Raw genomic sequence first — 22,579 nt, 5'->3', positions numbered from 1 at the left:
GGGTTCCCATGGACGAACCGGCCGAGATCGGCCTCCGGGTGCAGCGACTGCGTAACCAACGCGGGCTGACGCAACGGCAGTTGGCCGAACCCTCATACACGCCCGCGTACGTCTCGACACTGGAGTCCGGCAAGGTCCGGCCCTCCGAGACCGCGCTGCGCTTCCTCGCGGAGCGGCTCGGGACATCGTTCGAGGAGCTGGCCACCGGACGCCCCGCCCATCTGGCGACCGAGCTGCGGCTCGCCCTCACCGACGCCCAGCAGCAGCTCGCCACCGGCTCCGCCGACGAGGCCGCCGTCCGCTACCGCCGTCTCCTCACCGACGCTGAACACCTCGAACTCGCTCCCGAGCAGGCCGAGGCGCTGCTCGGACTCGGCGACTGCGCTCTGGAAACCGGTGAACTGGCCAATGCGGGGCGGCACTTCGAGGCGGCGGAGCGGCTCCTGGCCGGTGAACCGCTGCCCCGCCGCGCCCGCGCGATCCGGGGCCGCGCCATCGCGCACCTGCTGGCCGGGGAGCTGCGCTACGCCTGTTATCTCCTTGAGTCCACCATCGCCGAGCTGGGCGCGAGCGGCCTGGCCGACCCCGAGGCGCTGGTGCTGCTGTACGCGGCCGTCATCGGCCCGTACATCGACATGGGCGCCCACGCCCGCGCCGCGCACGCCGCCGAACTCGCCCTGGCCCTGGCGCCCCAGGTCAACGACCCGGCGCTGGTGGCGAGCATGCACCGGCAGGTGGCCCGTACGTTCCTCGCCGAAGGACGCACCGCCGACGCCGACGCCTCGCTCGCCAAGGCCCAGGCGATCTACCGGCAGCTGAGACTGCGGACCGACCTCGCGCACTGCCACTGGATGCGCGGCTACGTACAGGCACAGAACGGCGAACTCGCCCTCGCCGAAAAGGAGTTGCGCACAGCACGCGACATGCTGGCCGCCAAGCGCGCGGTGCTCTACACCGCCCAGGTGGAGGTGGAGCTGGCCGATGTACTGCGCCGGCTGGGGCGGCACGACGAGGCGGCCGGCCTGCTCTCGGCGCTACTGGAACTCGGCGACCGGCACGGTGCGGTGCACGCGGGCGGCGCGCACCGGCTGCTCGGGCTGATCGCCGAGGAGCGGGGAGAGGCCGAGGCCGCCGAGGAGCACTACGTCCTGGCGCTGGCCCTGCTGGAGCGCAGCGGGGCCAGCGGTGATCTCGCCGACCTGTGCCGCCTGCTGGGCGACCTACTGCGCCGCGGCGGCCGCACCGAGGCCGCTCTGGACGCGTACCGCACGGGACTGGGCCATCGGGCAGCCCCCGGCACGACGACCCTGGGGCCGGCCCCGGCGGGTCCGTCGATCCCGCAGCACTGAGAGCGGCCCCGCGGGACCGGTCGCAGCCGTGGCCCCGCGCGCAGCCGTGGCCCCGGCGTGTCCCGGCGTTCACGTGAACGTGCCCGGTCACGGTCCGCCGGGACAGCGCTCAGCGCTCCGACCCATGTCGTCCTGCGCCGCCCGGCAGAGGTTCACCGGCGTACCTGGCCACCCCCGCATCGCGCAGGCGGCGGGCCCGTAACACCAGCTCCAGTTCGAAGCGCCGGTCCGGATCGTCCACCTCGTCGCCCAGCAGTGCGCGGATCTGGCGTAATCGGTAGCGCACCGTCTGCGGATGGACCCCGAGCCGTGCCGCGACCTCGGGGGCGCCGCCACGTGTCTCCAGCCATGCGAGCAGCGTCTCGACGAGCCGTCGGCTGTGCGCGGGGGCGCACTTGTCGAGCGGCGCCAGGCAGCGACGGGCCAGGTCCTCGATCAGCTCCTCGGGCGGCAGCAGGACCAGCGCCTCGGTGTGCTCCGTGCACCGCAGGACCTGGCCGGCCGGGAGCAGGCCGCGCTCCATCAGGCGTACGGCGGCGCAGGCCCAGTGCAGCGACTTGGCGGCCTCGGCGAGCGGAACCGGCGGTCCCATCGCGCCCGACCAGCCCGTCATCGCGCGCCCCAGGAGTTCCGGCCGGCCTGCCGCGTCCGGCTCGGGGACGACCATGCGCGGCTGCTCGTACTCCATGTCCAGCAGCACGTCCTGACCCACGGCCGGGGCGACAGACTCCGGGGCCGGCCGCAGCAGTACTCCGACGGCGACCTGTTCGGGCAGTGGCCAGCCGATGCGTTCGGCATGCCCGGCGAGGGCATCGGTGGGATCCGTGCGGTGCTCGCTGAGCATCAGGCCGATCAACCGCCGCTGCAGCCACAGCCGTTCACCGGCCTGGCGGGCGGCGGCCTCGACATAGCCGCGTACGGACTGTGCGACGAGCCCGTCGAGATACTCGAATCCCGACTCCACCAGCTCGTACATGGCCGGCGGCGGGATCTCGACCTGCTGGCCGATCTCGGCGAGGCGACGCCACGCAAGCCGTACGCCGAGCCGGTAGATGGCCTGGAGGGAGTCCAGGCTGCGGCCTTGCAGCACCTCCCCGCGGCCGAACTCCCGGAACACCTCCATCTGACGCCTGTGCGGCCGTTCCTCCTCCACCACGAGGTGGTCCACGAAGTCCTCCAGCGCGCCGCGGATGCCGATCAGGGCCATGGGCTCGCCCGAGTCGTCGACGACGAGCGGCAGGCCGGGAAACTCCTTGCGGATCTCGACCAGGATGACCTGGGCGAGTGCGGGCACCTCGGCCATAGCCAGGGACGCGAATCTGCGTGCCCGCAGGCGGGGTACGTCCCGCCAGGCCGTGCGCACGGGCATGGGTTCCTCCCTCGCTGCTGGTCGGCTACGGCTGCGGGGACGATGTCGGCCGACCCGTCTCGAAGGAGACGAGAGGCACATTGGGCTGCTCGGGTGTGGCGTTCAGGGCGGCAACGATGCCGAAGGCCGCCCCTACGGCGAGGACGGCGGCGGCCATGGTGGTCAGCACGGCGGCGATCAGTCTGTGCATGGTTCAGCGAGCCTTTCGGTCGGAAGGCACCCCGCCCCACGGCTCCGGCTCGGCGACTGCTCAGTCTGCGAGTGTCATTGACACTCCGTCAAGAGGACGCATACGGTCCCGGGCCGTACAGACGCGCACCGTCCTGAACCCGTCCTCGCTCCCAGGGAGTGCCCCCATGCGTCGTACCGCTTCGCCATTGTCGCTGGTCCTGTTGGGTGTCGGCGTCTTTCTGCTCGTACTGGCGCCGATGCTCGCCCGGTATGTGGAGCCACGCGCCGAACGCACCCCGACCGATACCAATGTCACGACGGTGTTAACCGGCACCGGGGAATATTTCGACACGACGAGCCTGCGAACCGTCCGGGCCCAGCCGATCACCATCACGCGACGGGTGCTGGGGGATGTCGCCGCGAGCGAGCGCAGCGGGCGGGCCGTGTGGGACGTGTCCACGGCCATCGACACCCCCCGGACGCTGGCCTTCCGCGACCCCCGCCGCTCCTACCAGTGGACGCTGGAGCGCTGGGTGACCGACCGCAGGACCAACGCTCCGGTGCACTGCTGCGGGGAGACGCCGGAGTATCAGGGCGAGGCCTACCTCAAGTTCCCCTTCGACGTGCAGCAGCGCGACTACCTCTGGTGGGACAGCACACTGGGAGCCACTGTCCGGCTGGAGTTCAAGGGCACCAAGAAGGTCGCGGGCTACGAGGGTTACCGGTTCACCGGATCCGTGAAGGACACCCGGACGGGCACCCGCCAGGTACCGGGCCGGCTGGTCGGCCTGCCGAAGCGGAGCCAGGTGCACGCCGAGGAGTGGTACGCCAACCAGGGCATCGAGCTCGTCGTCGACCGGCGGACCGGCCGCATCATGAACGCCAGGATCGCTCCCCGCAAGACGCTGCGCGCACCCGGTGCCGATGAGGCGAAGGTGGTCCTGCTGGACAGCCCGGGGCTGGAGTTCACGGCGGACACCCAGCACCAGCAGGTGGCACTGGCGAAGTCGGACAGCGGCAGACTGCGGGCGCTTGGTGACACCGCGCCGATCGGCGCGGGAGCGGCCGGACTCGTACTGGCGGCCGCGGGTGGCGTACTCGTCGCGCGCGGCAGGAATCCGCGAATCCACAGCAATGCGAACAATGTGATGGAACGTCAGTCCGAAAGCAGGCCAAATTTGTCACCGCCGTGAGTAGCGGCATCGAACACCGGGGCGGACACTACCAACCCCACCCCGTCCCAGACCGCTCGCGCACCAACACCCCCCACCGTCCCGCACCCCGAGGCGAGTTGGAGCTCGAATGCCCCAGCACGTACCCCCCATGCTGCGCGCGCCACTCCCCCACCACCGTCCGAAATCCCCGCAACACGAACCTCCCTCCGGCCCTCCGCCGCATCCCCGCCGGATCGTCTTCCTCGCCCGCCGCGACCTCGGCAACCCGGCCGCCGGCGGCTCCGAACTGCTCATCGACCGTATCGCCGACGGGCTCACCGCCCACGGACACCAGGTCACGCTCCTGTGCGGCGGTCCCGCCGCCTTCCGCGACTACCGCGTGGTCTCGGCGGGCGGCGACGCCGGACACTTCCTACGCGCCCGCCGCGCCTTCGAACGGCAGGTCGGTGACTGCGACCTGTTCGTCGAGGTGTGCAACGGCATGCCGTACCTCGCCCCGCTGTGGCACCGCGGACCGACGCTCTGCCTGGTCAACCATGTCCACACCGACATCTGGACCGAGCGTTTCCCCGGCCCCGCCGCCCGGCTCGGCAGAAGGCTCGAGCGCTGGGCACTGACCCGCGCCCACAGCGGCAATCTGCTGGTCGCCGTCTCCCCTTCCACGGCCGATGCCCTCCATGGCCTCGGTGTCCCGCGCGAGCGGATCCGGCTCGTCCACAACGGTGTCGAGGAACCGGGTCCGCTCGCCCCCACATCGGCGGAGCCGCTGTTCCTGGCTGTGGGACGCCTCGTCGAGTACAAGCGGATCGAGCTGCTGCTGCGTCTGTGGGAGAGAGTCAGACCGGTCACCGGAGGCCGGCTCGTCATCGTGGGTGACGGGCCGGAACGGGCCAGGCTGCAAGCCCTCGCCGGGCCCGGCGTGACCTTCACCGGCCGGGTGTCGGAGGCCGAGAAGCACCGGCTGCTGTGCGCGGCCTGGATCTTGTTGCACCCCTCGCTCGTCGAGGGCTGGGGACTGGTGGTGACCGAGGCGGCGGCCCGGTCCACACCCGCCATCGGCTTCGACGTGCCCGGGCTCAGAGACTCGATCGACGACGGAGTCACCGGTGTGCTGGCCCGCGGCGAGAGCTCGTTCGCCGCTGCCTGGTGCACGCTGGCACTCAGCCCCGAGCGACGCGAGACGCTCGGCCGGGCGGCCGGGCAGCGCGCCGCGCACTTCCGCTGGGGCGCCACGGTCCGGCAGTTCCGGGCGGCGGCCGCGGAGGCCGCGCCGCAGCGGAGTGACCGGCTGTGAAAGACCCCTCCATCCGCAGGTCCCTCACTCTCTTCCGGGCGTTCATGGGCGAGCGGACCGACCCGGACCGGTGTTACACCCTGCTCGCCCATGACGCGGCCGACCAGCTCGAGCGGCACATGCCCCTGAACGACCGGCTGGTGGTGGATGTGGGCGGCGGAGGCGGCCACTTCACCGAGGAGTTCAGGCGGCGCGGAGCACAGAGCTATCTCTTCGAGCCCGATCCGCGGGAACTGGGCGCGCGGGGCACCATTCCCCTGGGCTCGGTGGTCGCCGACGGCTATCTGCTGCCCCTGGCCGACGGCATCGCCGACATCTGCTTCTCCTCCAATGTGCTGGAACACGTCGCGGACCCGCAGACCTTCCTCAGCGAACTGATCCGCGTCACCCGGCCGGGCGGGCTGATCTACGTCTCGTTCACCAACTGGCTCTCCCCCTGGGGCGGTCACGAGTGGGCTCCCTGGCACTATCTGGGCGCGGACCGCGCCCGCGCCCGGTATCTGAGGCGAACCGGGCGCCCCGCCAAACATGCCCTCGGCGACAACCTCTTCGCGATCCACATCGGTCCGACCCTGCGTCAGGTACGCGCCCGCGAGGACGTGTCCCTGATAACGGCCCGCTCACGGTACTGGCCGTTCCTCGTGCAGGCCGTCACCCGTGTTCCGGGCCTGCGCGAGATCGCCACCTGGAACCTCCTCCTCATCCTCCGGCGCCGAACAGAAACGGCAGCAGCGATGGACAGCCAACTGCGAGCCACCCGTGGCTGAGACGACGTTGACCCTCCCCCCGGGCCGGCCCGGCCGGCCCCGGCCCACCACCCCGCCGCCCCCGCCGCCGGCCGGCGGACCGCGCCGCAGAGCGTGGCTGCTGGCCTTCTGGGCGGCGGTCCTCGTCGCGTTCCTCTCCGTATCACCGGGCAGGATGACCTTCGAGACCAAGCTCGGGGTGGTCGCCGACCCATGGAAGTTCATCGGTGATCTCGGGGAGCTGTGGCAGAGCCGCGCCGGTTTCGGCGGGCTCTCCAACCAGTACGCCGGATACGCCTTCCCGACCCTCCCCTACTACGCACTCACCGACCTCGCGCACATCCCGGTGTGGCTGGCCGAGCGGCTGTGGCTCTCGCTGATCGTGGCCTGCGCGTTCTGGGGCGTCCTGCGGCTCGCCGAGCGCCTGGACATCGGCAGCGCACGGACCCGGCTGCTGGGCGCCGTCGGCTACGCGCTGTGGCCCACCTTCACCATCGTCGTCGGCTCCACCTCGGCGGCCGCGCTCCCCGGCGCGCTCCTTCCGTGGGTGCTGCTGCCGCTCACCGGCACCGGCACCGGCCCGCGGGTGGCCGCGGCCACGTCGGCGCTGCTGATCCCCTTCATGGGAGGGGTCAACGCGGCATCCACGCTCGCCGCACTGCTGCCCGTGGGGCTCTATCTGCTCAGCCGTCCGGCAGGTCCCCGCAAGCGCGCACTGATCGCCTGGTGGGTTCCCGGTGTCGTGCTCGCCACTGCCTGGTGGGTCATCCCGTTGCTGCTGCTCGGCGTCTACGGCGACGACTTCATGCCGTACGTCGAACAGGCCGACACCACCACCGGCACGATGTCGGCGACCGAGCTGCTGCGCGGTACCGGCAACTGGGTCGCCTACCTGCACTTCGGCGAAGCCTGGCTGCCCGCCGGCTGGACCGTGGTGACGGCGACTGTCACCATCCTCGGCTCGGCCTTCGCCGCCGCGCTGGGGCTCGCGGGCCTGGCCCGGCGCGATCTGCCCGAGCGCCGCTGGCTGCTGCTCACCGTGCTGGCCGTCGTCCTGATCGCGCTGGCCGGATACGCCGGTTCCTTCGGCGCCCCCTTCCACGACACGGTCCGGGACTGGCTGAACGGGCCACTGCGGCCCTTCAGGAGCATCTACAAGTTCCAGCCCGGGCTCGCTCTCGCGCTCGCCTTCGGCCTGATGCACCTGGTGGCGACGGCGAGCGAGAGCCGCGGTGCCCGGCCGTTCCCCCTGCGGCGTCACGCCCCCGCACTCGCCGCGTTGCTGATACTGCCGGGTCTGGCCTGGCCATACGCGAACGGGACGATCCTGCAGCCCGGCGCCTTCAAGAAGCTGCCCGGCCAGTGGACGCAGGCCGCCGACTGGCTGGCGAAGAACTCCCCCGACAGCCGCGCCCTCGTCGTCCCCGCCACCGCCCACGGCCTCTACACCTGGGGCTCTCCCATCGACCAGCCCTTCGACGTGCTCGCCGACTCCCGCTGGGCCCAGCGCGACTTCGTGCCCTTCGGGACGCCGGGCTCGCGGCGTGCGATGGACGCGGTGGATCAGGCACTCATGAGTGGCGGCGAAGTGCCGGGCCTGCGCGACTACTTGTCCCGCGCCGGCCTCTTCTTCGTCGTCGTACGCAACGACCTCGACCCGGACCAGATCGGATACGTCCCGCCGATCACCGTGAAGCGCACCCTGGAAGCCTCCGGGTACCGAAGGGTCGCCGGGTTCGACCCGGTGCTCACCGGCGGCCGGATCCCCAGCGGCACACCACTGCAGGTCCAGGGCATCTTCCCGCGTATGCAGGCCGTCGAGATCTACGAGCCGACCGGCATCCGGCGGCCCGGCCAGGTCGGCCTGCAGGCGGTCGCGGACACCGCGGTGGTCAGCGGCGGCCCCGAGGCACTGCTGCAACTGTCCGCCGATCCCCGCCTGCGGAACAGGCCCACCGTGCTCACCGGGGACAACCACCCGGGGCTCGGCACACCGGCGGCGCAGTACGTCGCGGACGGGCTGCGCCGCGCAGACACCCGCTTCGGACTGGTCAACAGCAACACCTCGTACACCTATACCGCGGAGGAACGGAACCCCACCGGGAGCCTGCAGGACCCGGGCGAGCGACCCCGGCAGATCCTGCCGGTGAAGGGCACCGGTCACCAGACGACGGCCGTGTTGCGCGGCGCGGCCTCGGTGACCGCCTCCAGCAGTGGCAACTGGCTCTTCCACCTGCCGCAGTACGACCCGGTGAACGCCTTCGACGGCAACCCGGGGACGGCGTGGGCCGAGGGCAGCGCCGGGGACGCCGCGGGCCAGTGGCTCCGTATCCGCTTCTCCTCGCCCACCGACATCCCCGCCTCGCTGCGGCTCACCCCGCTGCCCGGCGACGGAATGCGGGCCGCCCCCACATTCGTACGGGTCGAGACCGACCGGGGCCTCGAGGACAGCCCACTGGCACCGAACGGAAACCCGCAGCCGGTCAAGGCGCCTGCGGGACGGGCGACTTGGCTGAAGATCACCGTCCTGGCGGCCCAGTCCCCGAAGGCCGGACTGGGCGGCGCAGGATTCAGCGAGGTCTCCCTCCCCGGCGTCCAGGTGACCCGGCTGCTCCAGCTGCCCACCGACGCGCTCGGCACCGGGGCCCGGGCCGAGGTCCTCTCGCTCCATCGTGGCAGCGACCCCGGCGGCCTTTCGCCGGTCTCGGCCGAGGAGGGCCTGCACCGCCGGCTCAGCGTCGGCAGGGGCGCGGATTTCGCCGTCACGGTACGGGCGCTGCCGGTGCCGGGCGAGGCGCTGGACCGGCTCGTCACGGGCGCCGATCCGCGTCGGGGGCGGCGGATCACGGCGACCGCCGACTCGACCAGCCGGCTGGGGAACGGCCTCAGCCCGCGCAATCTCGTCGATGAGGATCTGACCACCGCATGGATCGCCGGCGACCGGCCGGTCATCCATCTGCGCTGGCCCGGCCGCAGGACCATCGACGAGATCGTCCTCGCAGCCGCCGGCGGACTCTCCACCCGGCCCGAACAGATACTGATCAGCACCCCGAACGGCGCCGTGACGGCCGCCGTCGACGAGAACGGCGTGGCACGCTTCGAGCCGGTGACCACGGACCGGCTCGACATAACCGTCAGCCGGGCCGCGCCGCTGACCGTCCACAACCCCGTTGCCGGCAACCGGATGCAGTTGCCGGTCGGCCTCAGCGAGGTTTACGTTCCGGCACTCGCCGATCTGCGCACACCGCCGCCGGCCTCCTACCTGAGGTTCTCCGTGCCGTGCGGCGAGGGGCCGCCCGTCGCCGTCGACGGCACGCTGCACGCGACGAGCGCGTCGGGAACCGTGCGCGATCTGACCGAGCGCCGGCCCGTCGACGTCACGCTCTGCCGGACACCTGGCGGCACTCTTGCGCTGGGCCGAGGGCCGCACCAGGTAGAGGCGGGCGACGAAGGGCCCCTCGCACTCACCGACATCACCCTGACCCGCGGCGAGTTCCGGCCGACCGCCGCGAAGGAACAGCGGGAGGCGACCGCGGTCGACTGGCGCGGCGACCGGCGGTCCGTGACCGTCGGTGCGGGCGAGGCCGGCTACCTCCAGATGTACGAGAACGCCAACGACGGCTGGAAAGCCACCCTGAACGGCAAGCCGCTGATCCCGTTGCGGATCGACGGCTGGCAGCAGGCCTGGCTGATCCCGGCGGGCGAGGGTGGCAGGGTCGAGCTCGAGTACGCACCCGTGCTGCTCTACGACATCGGGATGATCGGCGGCGCGGTGGCGGTGGCGCTGCTGGCGGGTCTCGCACTCGTGCGCCGTCGGGGCGGCGGCCCGGCCTCCGTCGCGATGGTCCCGCCTGCGCCCGGATGGGTTCTGGGCTGCGTCGCGCTGACCCTCGTGGTCGCGGCCGTCGCGGGTCCCTTCGCGCTGATCGTCCCCGCGCTGGCGGTAGTTGCCCGGCTGCGGCACTCCCTGCTGGTGCCGATCGCACTGGTGGCGATGGCTGGTGCGGGGATCGCGGCCGCGACGGGGGCGGGCGATCCGGTCTCCGCCGGGCGGGGCGCGTTCGGTCCGGTGGCCCAACTGCTGGCGCTCATCGCACTGTGCGCGGCCGTGGTCACCGTAGGCCGGCGGGTACGGGCGGTACCTGCCTCCGCGGCACCGGACCCGAAGCCCCTGCCCCAGCGGGTGCGGCCGGCGAACCGTCCTGCCGGGCGCCTTGTTCCGGGCCCGGCGCCCCACCCTGATCCGCCCGGCATCGCACCGCCCGACCTGAGGGAGGCCCCGCCGAGATGACCGCCCTGCAACCCGCCAGGCCCGGGCCTCCGGCCGAACCCCCTCCGGGTCGCATTCCGTTTCCGGTCGTCGATGAGATCTCACGGCACTGTCTCCGTGCGGAGGAGCCCGAGACCGTGCACATAGAGGTGCACCTGCCCCGGCAGCCGGATCCGCAGCGGCTACGGGCCGCGTTCGGCGAGGCGCTGCTACGGCACCCGCGGATTCTGGTGCGTGAGGCACCCGGCCCCTGGTACCGGCGGCGCTACGAATGGGAGCTGACGGGCACCCCGGACGTGGATCCGGTCGGCTTCCCGGAACGGGGGCCCGGTGCACTGGAGCGGGCCAGGGCCGGAGCACTGGCCGAGGCTCCGCCGCTGTCGGTTTCCCCACCCGTCCGGCTGGAGGTGGTGAGACCGTCGTCGGCGGACAGCTCGTGTGTGCTGCTGCTGACGCTCAACCACACCGCCCTGGACGGGCCCGCCTGTCTGCGCGTGCTGGCCACGGCCGCCGAGTTGTACGGCGGCGGCGCCGCCTCCACGCCGCTTGTCCGCGATCCGGTCGGCGGGGCGGGGCGGCCGGGGCCACCGTCGCCCCTCCGCACCGGCGGGCCCGGCCGGCCCGCCCGTGTGGCACCGGCGACCGATGTCCGGGGCGCGGGCGGAAACGGACTGCTGCTGGCCGAGCTGCCGGTGCCGCGCCGACCGGCCGGGGCCGGCTACACCGTCAACGACCAACTCCTCGTCGCCACCTGCCTGATGATCGTCCGCTGGAACCGGCTGCACGGTGCCCCGCTCCGGCCGGTGCGTATCACCATGCCCGTCGACGACCGGCCCCGCGGCGCCGAGATGCCCATCGGCAACGGCACCCGGCTCGTGGAGGTCGGATTCGGCGCGCGGGAGTGCGCGCGGGAGCCCGGCCCCGAGACTCTCGCCGGCCTGCTCCACCGCACCGCCGCACGCACCCGCGCCCTGAAGTCGGCACCCCGCCCGCAGCTCGGCCACGCCGCCACCCTCCTCACCACACCCGCCCTGCCCGTCGGGATACGGGCTGCCCTGACCCGTGGCGTGCGGCGGGCTGCCGCTCCCTGGACCTCGACGACGCTGCTCAGCAACATCGGGCGCATTCCGTACCCGCTGGACTTCGCGGAGGCGGGCCGGGCGGAGGCGGTCTGGTTCTCGGCTCCCGCCGCGATGCCGCGCGGGCTGACCGTGACCACCGCCAGCACGCAGGGACGGCTGCATCTGGCGCTGCGCTGGTCGCGCGCCCTCCTCGACGACGCTGCAGGGCAACAGCTGTCCGACTTCTTCACGGAGTATCTGGCTGCGATGGCGACCCTGCCGGCCGTTTCAGGAGGCGACGGGTCATGACGGGAACTCTCCCCGCGGGGCTGCGCGAGTTCTACGAGAACCCGGCCGTCCCCGTCGCCTCCGGAGTCGAGCGCAGCCGCCGCCAGGCAGTGATGCTGGCCCGGGTGCTGCCCCCCGAGCCCTCCCTCGTCATCGACGTCGGCTGCGGCGACGGCTCCGCGGCGGCCACCGCCGGCCCGCTCCTGGGCAATCACCGGATTGTCGGTGTCGACTGGTCCCAGGACGCGCTGCGCCGGGCCGCAACCCGGATGAACCATGTCGTCCGGGGCGAACTGACCGCGGGCGGGCTGCCATTGGCCGACGCGAGCGCCGACGCCGTGCTCTTCAGCGAGGTGATCGAGCATCTGGTGGACCCCGACAGTGCCATGGACGAGCTGCGCCGCATCCTCAAACCCGGCGGCCATCTGATGCTCTCCACCCCGAACCTGGCCGCCTGGTACAACCGGGCGCTGCTGGCCGCCGGTGTGCAGCCGGTGTTCTCGGAGGTCAGCCTGCGCGGTATTCACGGCCGTCCCGGATCACAAGTGGTGGGTCATCTACGCCTGTTCACCGCCCGCGCCCTGCGGGGATTCCTCACCGCCGCGGGCTTCGAGGTGGTCACCCTGGCCGGCGGGCCCTTCCACGGTGTCCCCCGCCCGCTGCGCCTGATCGACCGAGCCGCCTGTGCCGCGCCGTCCGTGGCCTCCATCCTCCTGGTGCACGCCAGGCGGGTGTAGCGCCATGTGGTGGGGTGTGGCCTCGGCTCTGCTGGCCAACGTCTTCTACAGCACCGGCTTCGTGCTCGAGAAGCGGGCGCTGTCCGGCCTGCCGCGACTGAGTACGGGACAGCCGGCCCGAGTCGTGCGGTTGCTCATCGGCAGCCCGTTGTGGGTCGGCGGTTCGCTCGCGCTCGCCGCCGGCTTCGCGGCACAGCTCGCTGTCTACCGCACCCTTCCCATCGCAGCCGCGCAGGGCATCTTCGTCTCCGGCCTGGTGCTGTTCGTTCTGCTCTCCTCCGTCGTGCTGGGCGAGCGCCCCAGCGGCCGTGAGCGACGCGGCGTGGCTGTGATCACCCTCGCCCTGCTGATGGTCGTGGCCTCCCTCAAGCGCTCCGACGCCGTGAGCGGTCATGCCTCGCCCGGCCGGTTGCTGCTGGTGTGCCTGCCCGCGCTCGCGGCCGGGCTGTGGCTGTACCGGTCCGTGGAGCGCCGGACCCGCCGCCGTCACCGGCTGCCGACCGCGGGCGTCGAATACGGCGTCGCCGTCGGCCTCCTGTACGGCGTCAGCTCACTCGCCATCAAGGGCGTCTCCGGTCATCTGACGACCAGCGGTATCAAGGACGCGGTTTTCGCCCTGCTGCGGTCTCCGTATCCGTACATCCTGCTCTTTACCTCGGCCACCGGCCTGATCCTGTCCCAGACCGCGCTGCAGCGCTGCCGGGCATCTCTGATCGTGCCCGTATGCACCACCGTCACCTGCCTGTTCACAGCCGCGCTCGGCACATTCGTCTTCGGCGAGTCCCTGCCGCAGGACCCACTGCGACTCGCGCTGCGGCTCGGCGGCACCGCACTGGCCGTCTCGGTCCTGCTGATGCTTCCGCGTCATGACGAACCCCCCGTACCGGCAAAGGAGTCGGCCCATGAAGCCTGACGATCCGCTGCTCCGGATCATCGCCTGCCCGATCGACAAGGGGCAGCTGACGCTGCTCCTTCCCGAGGAGGTCCTCTACAACCCGAGGCTGCGCCGGCGCTATCCGATCATCGATGGAATCCCGCAATTGCTTCCCTCCTCCGGTGCCCGGGTCCCCGACGAGGAGCACGAGCGGATCCTCAGGCGAATCGGGCCATGACACCCGCCGCCGCCGGGACGGCGTGCGACTTCACCACGCGTGTGCTGCTCTTGATGGAGTGGACGACCCGCGGCGCTACCCGGGCCCGCCCGCCTGCGGGCCCGGCCCCGCGGGCGCTCTCCGCGCAGGAGCGGAGACGGGCTGTGAGAAGGAGGAGCCATGTCCCACACGACGAGAGCCTCCCGGCACCTGAGCGGTCTGCGCGACGCGCGCTACGGCGAGATGCTTCTCATCTCGCCGGGCGAGGACGGTCATCTCAAAGCGGCCGTCTATAACACCTTCGGTCTCAACGACTGTCCGCCGGAGCAGTGGAACGCGCTCGACGCCCGTGCGCTGGCGGAGCAATTCCAGGTGCCGATGGTGTTCCTGAACGGACCCCGCTTCTGGACGATCGACGAGGTCACGACGTTCCAGTGGGGGGACACCGAGATGTTCGGCGGCCTGGAGGCCCGCTGGGTGGCCGAGGTCCGCATCCCGGCGGAGATCGACCTCACCGGGGCGACGGCCAAGAAGTTCTACGTCGATTCCACGGTGAAACGGGACACCGAGTACATCCTGTCCGGTGGCCGACCGGTGCATGCGCTGAGCGCCCCCGGCGACCGCACATACATCCTGCAGGCGTACTCCCACACCGTGGACGACAGCCAGACGATGGAATCACTGGCCACGCTCGGCCGGCGCCTGCGACTCCCGCAGGGCTGGCAGTATCAAGTCCACACCCCGCAGGACGACCTTGTCGTGCGGACGGTCGCGGGAGATGCCCACGTCGTGCAGGACGAGCTGGAGAACACGTACATGCTCCTCGCCCACTGAGTAGTGGCCCACCCACCGTGCTGCCTGCGGCATGCGGCAGGATGACAGGTCGCGCCGAGCGGACTCCGTTCCGCCCGACGCGACCGCACAACCGCCCTCCCAGACTGCACAGGTGGCATGGTGACGACACATCACATCCGGCTCACAGCGGCAATCCCCGCCGTCCGCACTCTTCGCCGCGCAACGGGAGGGAAGCGGTGAACCGGGACCTCACGCTGCACGACGTGATCGTCGCCGGAATCGCGGTGGCGGCAGGCATCGCGGCCGCCCTGCTGCTGCTCGTGATCCTCAAATGGCTCGGCGAACGGGCCGGCAGAACGCGTTGGAGCGGCGACGACATCCTTGTTGACGCGCTGCGGGCACTGGCCCCCTGGGCAGCGATCACCGGTGGCGTGGCGATCGCGGCGTCGGTGCTGCCGCTGAACGCCAGGGTCGGACGCAACGTCACCATGACGCTCACCGCCGTGCTCATCATGGCCGCGACCCTCACGGCCGCGAGGATTGTCGCCGGGATGGTGCAGGCCGTGGCGCAGTCCAGATCCGGTGTCGCCGGATCGGCCACCATATTCGTGAACATCACGCGCGTCGTGGTGCTGGCAATGGGCTTCCTCGTCGTACTGGAGACCCTGGGCGTCTCGATCGCCCCGCTGCTCACCGCGCTGGGCGTGGGAGGCCTGGCAGTCGCCCTGGCCCTGCAGGACACTCTTGCCAACCTCTTCGCAGGTGTGCACATCCTCGCTTCCAGAACGGTGCAGCCCGGTGACTACATCAGGCTCAGCAGCGGCGAGGAGGGCTACGTCGTCGACATCAACTGGCGCAACACCGTGGTGCGCCAGCTCTCCAGCAACCTCGTGATCATCCCCAACACGAAGCTGTCCGGCACCAACATGACCAACTTCCACCGGCCGGACCAGCAGATGACGCTCAACGTCCAGGTGGGAGTCGGCTACGACAGCGACCTGGACCACGTCGAGCGGGTCACCACCGAGGTTGTCGAGAGCGTGATGGCGGACATCGTCGGCGCACTGCCCGACCATGAACCGGCGGTCCGTTTCCACACGTTCGGCGACTCCAGGATCAACTTCACGGTGATCCTGGGGGTCGGCGAGTTCAGTGACCAGTACCGGATCAAGCACGAGTTCATCAAGCGGCTGCACCGGCGCTACCGTGCCGAGGGCATCAGCATTCCCGCTCCGACGCGGACCATTGCCGTGCAGCAGGGAGACCTGCCGATCCCCCACCGGCCCTCCGCCGAGGAGCCGATGACCGCACCGACGTACCGGGTCCCCGTGGTGTGAGGACGGCGGGCAGGTCACATCCAGTCGTCGGGACCCGGATCTCCGCCCGCCCCGAGTGTCGCGAGCCGCTCCACGTAGTGCACCCAGCCCTCCCTGTGCGCGGCGCACGCCTCCGGGGAGGGCAGGCCACGGTGGATCAGGCGCAGCAGGGTGCCGTCGGCGACCGGTTCCAGGGTGATTTCCACCGTTGTCGAGCCGGGCGGTACGGCCAGGTCGCCGCCCTCCCAGCCCCAGGTGAAGACCAGGCGTTCGGGCGGGGCGATCTCGAGGAAGCGGCCGGAGGCGATGTGCTCGCCGGTGACTCTGGTGCGGTAAGCGCCGTCACGGGTGAAGTCGAACTCGCCGTCCCGGCCCATCCAGGACAGCCACTTCTCCCGGTCTGTGAAGAACGAGAACACGGTCTCGGGCCGGGCTGCGATGTGCCGTTCCAGCGTGACCACGTCCGTGTTCGGGGGCTGGGATTTCCGGGCCTCGTCACTCACGGGCTCGTCCCTTCGGACTTCTCGGCGCGTTCCGCCGCTTCCGCCAGTTCAGCGAGAGCGTCGATCCTGGTGGCCCACATGGACTGCAGGTAGTCGGCGAGCGGGCCCATGCCCTCACGGTCGGCCCGGTAGAAGCGCTTCTTGCCGTCCTGGCGCAGCGTAACCAGACCGGAGTCCCTGAGCACCTTGAGATGCTGTGAGACCGCTCCGAAGGTGACGTCGAACCGCTCTGCGATCTCGCCCGCGGACAGCTCTGTGTCCCAGACCAGGCGAAGAATCTCGCGCCGTCTGGGCTCGGCGACCGCCCGTACCGCATCCATGGACTCATTTTAGCCGCCACTTCAACTTGCCATCGAGGCGAAGTCATTTTAGTGTCGACTAAAACGACTGAAGAGGAGCAAGGGCCATGGCGGACATCGCGATGCAGCTGCACATCGAGGCCGACGCGGACACCGTGTACACGGCGATCTCCACGACCGAGGGCATCCGGAGCTGGTTCACCACGACCGCCACCGCGGACAAGGAAGTGGACGGTCTGCACGAGCTGCGGTTCCCGGGCGTGCCGGAGGCGTGGCGGCTGCGCATCACCGAGGCAGAGCCCGGCAAACGGCTCGTCCTGGCGGCCGAGAACGGCCCCTGGACCGGCACCCTGCAGACCTACGAGGTTCTGGCTCGCCCCGAGGGCGGCGTCACTCTGCGCTTCACGCACAGCGGCTTCCCGGCCGCCGACGACGCCTACCGGGACTTCACGTACGGCTGGGCGACCAAGTTCGCACAGCTGAAGGCATACGCCGAGACGGGCAAGCCCGCGCCCTTCTTCACCGGCTGACCCTGCACCGACCCCCGCCGGAAGCACCGGCGAACCGAGGGAGAGATCTCATGAACACCCGGCACAGCACACTGTCCACCGCCATCCGGGACTGCGCCGACGCCGTCGCGGCGACGGCCTCCGGCATCTCTGCCCAGCAGCTCGGCGACCGCACCCCGTGCGAGAAGTTCACCGTCGCCGAGCTCCTCGACCACCTGGGCCAGACCCTGTCCTCCTCCGCCCGCGCCGCCCGGAAGGAGCCGCAGTCCGCCGAGGCCGCCGCCCCGGGCACATCGCCGGCGTCCGTCGCCGAGTCCGCCAACCGGGCCGCGGCGGCCTGGGGTGACCCCGGGGCGTACGAGGGCACCACCGAGTTCGGCCCGGGCGAGATGCCGTCCGGCTTCGCCGCCACCATCACACTGGAGGAACTCGCCCTGCACGGCTGGGACCTGGCCCGCGCCACCGGGCAGGAATTCGCGATTGGCGAGGACGCCGCGCAGGCCGCCCTCGGCGCGGTGGAGCAGATCGCCGAGCAAGCCCGGACGAACGGCGCCTTCGGCCCGCCCGTCCCCGTATCCGCCGACGCACCCGCCTTCCACCGCGCGCTCGGCGCCAGCGGCAGGAATCCCGAGTGGAGCGGCTGACCGCCCGGCGGGAGACGACCGGCAGGGGGTGACACCTGCGCGAACTGGAACGCAAGCCGCTGGAGCCACCGCAGTCCGCAGCGTCCGAGCGGCGGATCCAGCGATCGCCGTGCGTGTTCGGGTTCGGGTTCGGGTTCGGGTTCGGGTTCGGGTTCGGGTTCGGCGGCAGGGTGCGGGCATGGGCCCGGCCCGTGCCGCCCACTCTTCGAGCCCAGGCCCCACCAGTGCGCCGGGCGCCACGAACACGGTGGAGGCGCAGCCGCCCGCAGCACCGGAACTCGTACCCGACCCTCCCGAGCTCACCGTGCCCGTCCCCGCGGGCCCGATGCGGTCCGGGGGTGCCGTCGGCACTGAACTCGCTGCTGAAACACCACCCCCAAGTCTCCGAAGTCTCCGACATACCGAGCGTAACGGACAGTTACCAGGTGGTAGCGCCTTGTTGAACTCCATTTGTTCCCGTGCAGAGCTTGAAGCCTCCCGTCGGACCTAGGATGATCAGGCACTCCAACGCCCCTTGGTGGACGTGGGTGATCCCTGGCATCACCAACGCCACGGTGCCGCGTCCGGCCCGGGCCGATCGAAATCCGATGGGTCCTCAGAGCCGGTTTCTGCGTGTCCCGCTTCCTCCGGGCCTGCCGCCCCCTTCATGAGGACCTGATGACACAACACATACCGGAGGCGGCGTTCTGGTGCCTTGTCGCGGTCACGCTCGCCGGACTGTTGCTGCTGGTACGCCAGCACCGGATCGCCGCCACCCTGCGCCGCCGGCTGACTCTCCACGAAGCCGGCCTGCTCGCCCGTGAAGAGGAGGCCCGGCACCTCGCCGAGGTTCGGCTTCCCGCTCTGGTCGAGGCACCCCAGGGCACCGCACTCGTGCCCGGGCCGGTCGACGCCGATCTCGCCGGAACGACATACGGAAAGAACCTGCTGAAGATCGTCGAGCAGTTCACCGGGGTCGCCGAAACCGCACAGTCCCGGGCGGACAAGTCGGCGAGGGCGACGCTGAAGGCGACGATGCGCGCCTTGCAGGCCTTGGCCAACGAGCAGCAGTTGTCGATCTCGAACATGCAGGACCGGCACGACGACCCCGATGTACTCCAGGATCTCCTGGAGATCGACCACGCCAACTCGCAGTTCGGCCGGAGGGCACAGGCCATCGCCGTGCTCTGCGGCTCATGGCCAGGACGCCAGCGGGCCGCGTCACCGCTGCTCGACGTCGTACGCGGTGCGACGTCGAGGATCAGGGACTATCGACGCGTCAAGCTGCACTCCCGGGTCGACATGGACGTGGTGAGCCGAGCCGTCGAGCCGGTCGTCCTCGCGGTTGCCGAGCTGCTGGACAACGCGGCGCGGCACTCCCAGCCCAACACCACTGTCGAAGTCGGCATCCAGCCCGCCCACAACGGCGTCAGCATCGTCGTAGACGACGCCGGCGTCGGCATGGACGCGCGCGAGACCGAGGAAGCCGCTCGGCGCCTGTCCGGCCGGGAGGCCATCGACATCAACCGGCTGGGCGACCCGCCGCAGTTCGGCTTCGCTGTCATCGGCGTACTCGCCGCCCGGTACGGATTCCGCGTCTCGGTCGACACGGTGTCTCCGTACGGCGGTGTGCGAGCCGTGCTCTTTCTCCCCAACCCGCTCCTCAACCGGGTGCGTTTCAAGGGCCCGCCGATCCCCCTGCTGGGGGCCGGGACGCCGCCTGCCCCGGAGCCGGCCTCCCCCGGTGTGCCCGAGGCCGAAACCGTCGGGGACGCAGCGGCCCGGACGGGTGCCGCCGAGGCACCTGCCCACCCCCCGGCGTCCGCCGAATCGTCGCCCTTCCCCGAAGCGGAGGCAGCACCGTCGTCCACCGCGGGAGGCCTGCCCAAGCGCCGCCGACGTACGGCGCAGCACCAGGCATCCGGCGACCCCGAGGCCCCGGCCCGCTCCGATCCCGCGTTGGTCCGCCCCGCCGCCGAGACCGCCTCCCGCATGAGCGCGTTCGCCCGCGGCACCCGCTCCGGCCGCGACACCTCCCCCGACAGCGAAGGGAATACCCAGGAATGACCGGCCATTTGACCAACGAGCTCGGATGGATGCTCGATGAGGTCCTGAAGGTCCCGGAAGCCCGCCACGCGATCCTGCTCTCCGCGGACGGCATGCTCCGCGCACACTCCCAGGGCATCAAGCGCGACGAGGCAGAACGGCAGGCCGCGGCGTTGTCCGGACTGCAGTCGATCAGTCGTAGTACCGCCGAGTTCTGCGCACAGGAGACTTCGCCGTGGCAGCAGACACTGGTCGAGTTCGTCGACGGGTATGTCTTCCTGGTGGCCGCCGGCACCGGCGCCTATCTGGCGGTCTCCGCCGGCCAGGACGTCGACATGGAAGCCGTCACCTACAGCATGCACAAGCTCGTCGACCGGCTGGGCAAGGAGCTGACCAGTCCGCCGCGGCGGAACTCCGTACCCGGCGGGCCAGACGACTCCGGTACGGCATGACCCCGCCACGCCCCCGGCGTGAAAAAGGACTTGTAAGGCCGTACGTCGTCACGGAGGGCCGCGCCCATCCGACGCGCAACACACTGGACCTCGTCACGCTGGTGACCGCTGTGAACAACCGTCCTCTGAACGGGCTGAGCCCGGAGAAGCGCGGCGTCATGGAACTGTGCCGAGGGGGAGCGCTGTCGGTCGCCGAAGTGGCCGGCCACCTCAATCTGGCGATGAGCGTCACCAAGGTTCTGCTCAGCGACCTCATCGACAGCGGTCATGTCACCGTCCGGCCTCCCGTCCCCAAGGCACAACTGCCCGACGCCCAACTCCTGCAGGAGGTGCTGAATGGGCTCCGCTCCCGTTTCTGACCCGGTCTACGTCGCGGACACGGTCACGACCGCCGTCAAGATCCTCGTCGTCGGCCACTTCGCCGTCGGCAAGACCACGTTCGTCGGCACCCTCTCCGAGATCCGGCCGCTGCGCACCGAAGAAACGATGACGCAGGCCGGCGAACTCGTCGACGACCTTGCGGGGATCCCGAACAAGACCACGACGACCGTGGCCATGGACTTCGGCCGCCTCACCCTCAGTGAGTCCCTGGTGCTCTATCTCTTCGGCGCCCCCGGGCAGAAGCGCTTCACCCAGTTGTGGAAGGACATGCTGTACGGAGCGCTCGGCGCACTGGTGCTGACGGACACCCGCAGGCTCGACCAGTCCTTCGACATCATGGGTCTGCTGGAAGAGCACGGTTTGCCGTACGCGGTCGCCGTCAACCAGTTCGACGGCGCGCCGGTCTTTCCCGAGGCGGAGATCCGCGAGGCTCTCGACCTGCTCCCGGAAACCCCCATGGTCACATGCGACGCGCGGGAAGCCACGTCCTCCGCGAAAGCGCTGATCTCTCTCATCGAGTACCTCCAGACCCGCACCCATCAGGAGCAAGGATGACGACACCTGGGCCCGCGAGCGACGCGGTACCTCCTCCCGGCTGCCCGGCGCACGCCGGTGCGCGCACGGTTGAGCCGCTGTACGGCCCGGAGTTCGCCGCCGACCCCATGGCGTCGTACACCCGACTGCGCTCCTACGGATCCGTCGCGCCCGTGGAAATAGCACCCGGCGTACGCGCCAGTCTGGTCACCGGCTACGAGACCGCTCTGGAAGTGCTGCGCAGTCCGGAGCGCTTCTCCAAGGACCCACGCCGATGGCGGGCCCTCGCCGACGGGACGGTGCCGGCGGACAGCCCGGTCGTGCCGATGATGATGTACCGGCCGAACGCCCTGTGGACCGACGGGGACGAGCACAGCCGGCTGCGCGGTGCCATCACCGACAGCCTCGGCCGCGTGGACCCCAACGCGCTCAGGGGCTACGTGGAGCACAGCGCCGACACTCTGATCGACCGGATCGGGCCCAACGGGCGAGCGGATCTGCTCAGCGAGTACGGTGCCGTCCTGCCCCTGCTGGTCTTCAACCAGCTCTTCGGCTGCCCGCCCCGGACCGGGGACAAGCTGGTCGAGGGCATGTCCGGGATCTTCGATGCCAACGCCGACTCCGAGAAGGCGAACGCGGTGCTGACCGAGGGCGTCGCCGAGCTGGTCGCACTCAAGCGGAGTCAGCCGGGGCCGGACGTCACGTCCTGGCTGATGGCCCATCCCGCGCAGCTCACCGACGAGGAGATGATGCATCAGCTCGTGGTCCTCATGGGCGCAGGCACCGAGCCCCAGCAGAACCTGATCTGCAACGGGCTGCGGCTGCTGCTGTCCGACGACCGGTTCGGCGGTGATCTCGCAGGCGGCAGCATGCCCGTCGAGGACGCCATCGACGAGGTGCTGTGGACCGATCCGCCGATCGCGAACTACGCCATCCACTACCCGATCCACGACCTGGAGCTCGACGGAACCCTGGTGTGCGAGGGCGAGCCCATTCTGATCAGCCTGGCGGCCGCGAACACCGACACCGGCCTCGCCGGCGACCGCCGGACCGGCAACCGCGCGCACCTCGCGTGGAGCGCGGGCCCGCACACCTGTCCGGCGAAAAGCCCTGCCCGGTTGATCGCCGCGGTCGCCCTGGAGAAGCTCCTCGACCGGCTCCCTGACATTGAACTGGCCATTCCCGCAGCGGAGTTGAGGTGGCGGCAGGGACCCTTCCACCGAGCTCTGACCGCCCTGCCCGTCCGCTTCCCGCGGATCAGCCCCGCTGATCGGCCTTCCGAAGGCAGCGAAGGGAACACACACCCGGTCCTGTCGCCATCGGTCCCTCCGGCGCCGACATCCGCGGCGAGGGAACCCGGATCCGCGGACATGGCCCGGCAGCGCTGGTGGAGCCCCCTGGCAAGGTGGTGGCATGGGCGATAGGCGCTCGTGCTGAGTTCTCTCATCCACTCGGCCACGTCGGTGATCGGACAATGTCCGCACGGCTCCGCGGTCACGAGGCACCCCGGGACCCCCTGGCATCGCCCCACGTAGCCAGGGGGTCCGAGCACGACACCTCAAGGCATGTA

The 22,579-nt window shown here is 70.9% G+C and carries 22 protein-coding genes; 18 read left to right on the top strand and 4 right to left on the bottom strand.

Annotated elements, in window-relative coordinates:
* The first annotated feature begins 8 nt into the window (after nt 1-8).
* Nucleotides 9-1,349: a helix-turn-helix domain-containing protein gene (locus OG966_RS35135; RefSeq protein ID WP_326654104.1), complete on the top strand. Its 1,341-nt coding sequence runs from the start codon at nt 9-11 to the stop codon at nt 1,347-1,349.
* A 109-nt stretch (nt 1,350-1,458) separates the two neighbouring features.
* Here the strand turns inward: OG966_RS35135 and OG966_RS35130 are convergent, their stop codons facing one another.
* Nucleotides 1,459-2,718: a helix-turn-helix domain-containing protein gene (locus OG966_RS35130; protein WP_326654103.1), complete on the bottom strand. Its 1,260-nt coding sequence runs from the start codon at nt 2,716-2,718 to the stop codon at nt 1,459-1,461.
* A gap of 25 nt (nt 2,719-2,743) precedes the next feature.
* Entirely contained in the window at nt 2,744-2,908 is a 165-nt protein-coding gene (locus tag OG966_RS35125; protein WP_326654102.1) for a hypothetical protein, read from the bottom strand.
* A gap of 166 nt (nt 2,909-3,074) precedes the next feature.
* Between OG966_RS35125 and OG966_RS35120 the strand changes: the two genes are divergently transcribed.
* The 10 genes from OG966_RS35120 to OG966_RS35075 all read left to right on the top strand — a co-directional run bounded on the left by OG966_RS35120 (nt 3,075) and on the right by OG966_RS35075 (nt 15,683).
* Nucleotides 3,075-4,082: a DUF3068 domain-containing protein gene (locus OG966_RS35120; RefSeq protein WP_326654101.1), complete on the top strand. Its 1,008-nt coding sequence runs from the start codon at nt 3,075-3,077 to the stop codon at nt 4,080-4,082.
* A 109-nt stretch (nt 4,083-4,191) separates the two neighbouring features.
* Entirely contained in the window at nt 4,192-5,358 is a 1,167-nt protein-coding gene (locus OG966_RS35115) for a glycosyltransferase family 4 protein (RefSeq protein ID WP_326654100.1), read from the top strand.
* Complete coding sequence (locus tag OG966_RS35110; RefSeq protein WP_326654099.1) at nt 5,355-6,125, top strand: class I SAM-dependent methyltransferase; 771 nt, start codon at nt 5,355-5,357, stop codon at nt 6,123-6,125. The genes OG966_RS35115 and OG966_RS35110 overlap by 4 nt, the downstream gene beginning before the upstream one ends.
* Nucleotides 6,118-10,395 (top strand): alpha-(1->3)-arabinofuranosyltransferase domain-containing protein, encoded by a 4,278-nt coding sequence (locus OG966_RS35105; RefSeq protein ID WP_326654098.1) that lies wholly within the window; start codon nt 6,118-6,120, stop codon nt 10,393-10,395. The genes OG966_RS35110 and OG966_RS35105 overlap by 8 nt, the downstream gene beginning before the upstream one ends.
* On the top strand, nt 10,392-11,744 hold the full coding sequence (locus OG966_RS35100; RefSeq protein WP_326654097.1) for a condensation protein: 1,353 nt from the start codon (nt 10,392-10,394) through the stop codon (nt 11,742-11,744). Before OG966_RS35105 ends, OG966_RS35100 begins: the two co-directional genes overlap by 4 nt.
* On the top strand, nt 11,741-12,460 hold the full coding sequence (locus OG966_RS35095; RefSeq protein WP_326654096.1) for a class I SAM-dependent methyltransferase: 720 nt from the start codon (nt 11,741-11,743) through the stop codon (nt 12,458-12,460). Before OG966_RS35100 ends, OG966_RS35095 begins: the two co-directional genes overlap by 4 nt.
* 4 nt (nt 12,461-12,464) lie before the next feature.
* The gene (locus tag OG966_RS35090) at nt 12,465-13,373 is read left to right on the top strand and encodes a hypothetical protein (protein ID WP_326654095.1); all 909 of its coding nucleotides are present in this window, start codon (nt 12,465-12,467) and stop codon (nt 13,371-13,373) included.
* Entirely contained in the window at nt 13,363-13,572 is a 210-nt protein-coding gene (locus tag OG966_RS35085) for a Trm112 family protein (protein ID WP_326654094.1), read from the top strand. Before OG966_RS35090 ends, OG966_RS35085 begins: the two co-directional genes overlap by 11 nt.
* A 159-nt stretch (nt 13,573-13,731) precedes the next feature.
* Nucleotides 13,732-14,385 carry a hypothetical protein gene (locus OG966_RS35080; protein WP_326654093.1) on the top strand — a complete coding sequence of 218 codons (654 nt, stop codon included), beginning with the start codon at nt 13,732-13,734 and terminating at the stop codon, nt 14,383-14,385.
* 197 nt (nt 14,386-14,582) lie between these two features.
* On the top strand, nt 14,583-15,683 hold the full coding sequence (locus tag OG966_RS35075; protein WP_326654092.1) for a mechanosensitive ion channel family protein: 1,101 nt from the start codon (nt 14,583-14,585) through the stop codon (nt 15,681-15,683).
* A gap of 14 nt (nt 15,684-15,697) precedes the next feature.
* On the opposite strand, the gene OG966_RS35070 is transcribed toward OG966_RS35075, so the two are convergent.
* Both OG966_RS35070 and OG966_RS35065 read right to left on the bottom strand, forming a co-directional pair.
* Nucleotides 15,698-16,165, bottom strand: coding sequence for an SRPBCC family protein (locus OG966_RS35070; RefSeq protein WP_326654091.1), 468 nt, complete (start codon nt 16,163-16,165; stop codon nt 15,698-15,700).
* Complete coding sequence (locus tag OG966_RS35065) at nt 16,162-16,485, bottom strand: ArsR/SmtB family transcription factor (protein ID WP_326654090.1); 324 nt, start codon at nt 16,483-16,485, stop codon at nt 16,162-16,164. Before OG966_RS35065 ends, OG966_RS35070 begins: the two co-directional genes overlap by 4 nt.
* A gap of 86 nt (nt 16,486-16,571) precedes the next feature.
* Here OG966_RS35065 and OG966_RS35060 point away from each other — a divergent pair, with 86 nt between their 5' ends.
* From OG966_RS35060 to OG966_RS35030, 7 genes are all read left to right on the top strand, one after another.
* Nucleotides 16,572-16,994, top strand: a complete 423-nt coding sequence (locus tag OG966_RS35060) for an SRPBCC family protein (RefSeq protein WP_326654089.1) — start codon at nt 16,572-16,574, stop codon at nt 16,992-16,994.
* A 50-nt stretch (nt 16,995-17,044) separates the two neighbouring features.
* The gene (locus OG966_RS35055; protein ID WP_326654088.1) at nt 17,045-17,617 is read left to right on the top strand and encodes a TIGR03086 family metal-binding protein; all 573 of its coding nucleotides are present in this window, start codon (nt 17,045-17,047) and stop codon (nt 17,615-17,617) included.
* 657 nt (nt 17,618-18,274) lie between these two features.
* Nucleotides 18,275-19,663, top strand: coding sequence for an ATP-binding protein (locus OG966_RS35050; protein ID WP_326654087.1), 1,389 nt, complete (start codon nt 18,275-18,277; stop codon nt 19,661-19,663).
* Nucleotides 19,660-20,094 carry a roadblock/LC7 domain-containing protein gene (locus OG966_RS35045; protein WP_326654086.1) on the top strand — a complete coding sequence of 145 codons (435 nt, stop codon included), beginning with the start codon at nt 19,660-19,662 and terminating at the stop codon, nt 20,092-20,094. Before OG966_RS35050 ends, OG966_RS35045 begins: the two co-directional genes overlap by 4 nt.
* The gene (locus tag OG966_RS35040) at nt 20,091-20,453 is read left to right on the top strand and encodes a DUF742 domain-containing protein (RefSeq protein ID WP_326654085.1); all 363 of its coding nucleotides are present in this window, start codon (nt 20,091-20,093) and stop codon (nt 20,451-20,453) included. The genes OG966_RS35045 and OG966_RS35040 overlap by 4 nt, the downstream gene beginning before the upstream one ends.
* A complete protein-coding gene (locus OG966_RS35035; RefSeq protein ID WP_326654084.1) occupies nt 20,431-21,030 on the top strand; it encodes a GTP-binding protein in 600 nt (199 codons plus the stop codon). The genes OG966_RS35040 and OG966_RS35035 overlap by 23 nt, the downstream gene beginning before the upstream one ends.
* On the top strand, nt 21,027-22,433 hold the full coding sequence (locus OG966_RS35030; RefSeq protein ID WP_326654083.1) for a cytochrome P450: 1,407 nt from the start codon (nt 21,027-21,029) through the stop codon (nt 22,431-22,433). The genes OG966_RS35035 and OG966_RS35030 overlap by 4 nt, the downstream gene beginning before the upstream one ends.
* Nucleotides 22,434-22,579 lie beyond the last annotated feature (146 nt).

The sequence above is a fragment of the Streptomyces sp. NBC_01750 genome, from assembly GCF_035918095.1.
Classification (GTDB): domain Bacteria; phylum Actinomycetota; class Actinomycetes; order Streptomycetales; family Streptomycetaceae; genus Streptomyces.
This window is presented reverse-complemented; position numbering and strand designations above follow the sequence as displayed.

Excerpts from the sequence above, each read along its gene's own strand:
- OG966_RS35080 (WP_326654093.1), top strand. The coding sequence starts at position 13,732 with ATGTCCCACACGACGAGAGCCTCCCGGCACCTGAGCGGTCTGCGCGAC.
- OG966_RS35135 (WP_326654104.1), top strand. The coding sequence starts at position 9 with ATGGACGAACCGGCCGAGATCGGCCTCCGGGTGCAGCGACTGCGTAAC.
- OG966_RS35055 (WP_326654088.1), top strand. The coding sequence starts at position 17,045 with ATGAACACCCGGCACAGCACACTGTCCACCGCCATCCGGGACTGCGCC.
- OG966_RS35035 (WP_326654084.1), top strand. The coding sequence starts at position 20,431 with ATGGGCTCCGCTCCCGTTTCTGACCCGGTCTACGTCGCGGACACGGTC.
- OG966_RS35065 (WP_326654090.1), bottom strand. The coding sequence starts at position 16,485 with ATGGATGCGGTACGGGCGGTCGCCGAGCCCAGACGGCGCGAGATTCTT.
- OG966_RS35040 (WP_326654085.1), top strand. The coding sequence starts at position 20,091 with ATGACCCCGCCACGCCCCCGGCGTGAAAAAGGACTTGTAAGGCCGTAC.
- OG966_RS35090 (WP_326654095.1), top strand. The coding sequence starts at position 12,465 with ATGTGGTGGGGTGTGGCCTCGGCTCTGCTGGCCAACGTCTTCTACAGC.
- OG966_RS35045 (WP_326654086.1), top strand. The coding sequence starts at position 19,660 with ATGACCGGCCATTTGACCAACGAGCTCGGATGGATGCTCGATGAGGTC.
- OG966_RS35125 (WP_326654102.1), bottom strand. The coding sequence starts at position 2,908 with ATGCACAGACTGATCGCCGCCGTGCTGACCACCATGGCCGCCGCCGTC.
- OG966_RS35100 (WP_326654097.1), top strand. The coding sequence starts at position 10,392 with ATGACCGCCCTGCAACCCGCCAGGCCCGGGCCTCCGGCCGAACCCCCT.
- OG966_RS35095 (WP_326654096.1), top strand. The coding sequence starts at position 11,741 with ATGACGGGAACTCTCCCCGCGGGGCTGCGCGAGTTCTACGAGAACCCG.
- OG966_RS35120 (WP_326654101.1), top strand. The coding sequence starts at position 3,075 with ATGCGTCGTACCGCTTCGCCATTGTCGCTGGTCCTGTTGGGTGTCGGC.
- OG966_RS35060 (WP_326654089.1), top strand. The coding sequence starts at position 16,572 with ATGGCGGACATCGCGATGCAGCTGCACATCGAGGCCGACGCGGACACC.
- OG966_RS35085 (WP_326654094.1), top strand. The coding sequence starts at position 13,363 with ATGAAGCCTGACGATCCGCTGCTCCGGATCATCGCCTGCCCGATCGAC.
- OG966_RS35050 (WP_326654087.1), top strand. The coding sequence starts at position 18,275 with ATGACACAACACATACCGGAGGCGGCGTTCTGGTGCCTTGTCGCGGTC.
- OG966_RS35030 (WP_326654083.1), top strand. The coding sequence starts at position 21,027 with ATGACGACACCTGGGCCCGCGAGCGACGCGGTACCTCCTCCCGGCTGC.
- OG966_RS35130 (WP_326654103.1), bottom strand. The coding sequence starts at position 2,718 with ATGCCCGTGCGCACGGCCTGGCGGGACGTACCCCGCCTGCGGGCACGC.
- OG966_RS35115 (WP_326654100.1), top strand. The coding sequence starts at position 4,192 with ATGCCCCAGCACGTACCCCCCATGCTGCGCGCGCCACTCCCCCACCAC.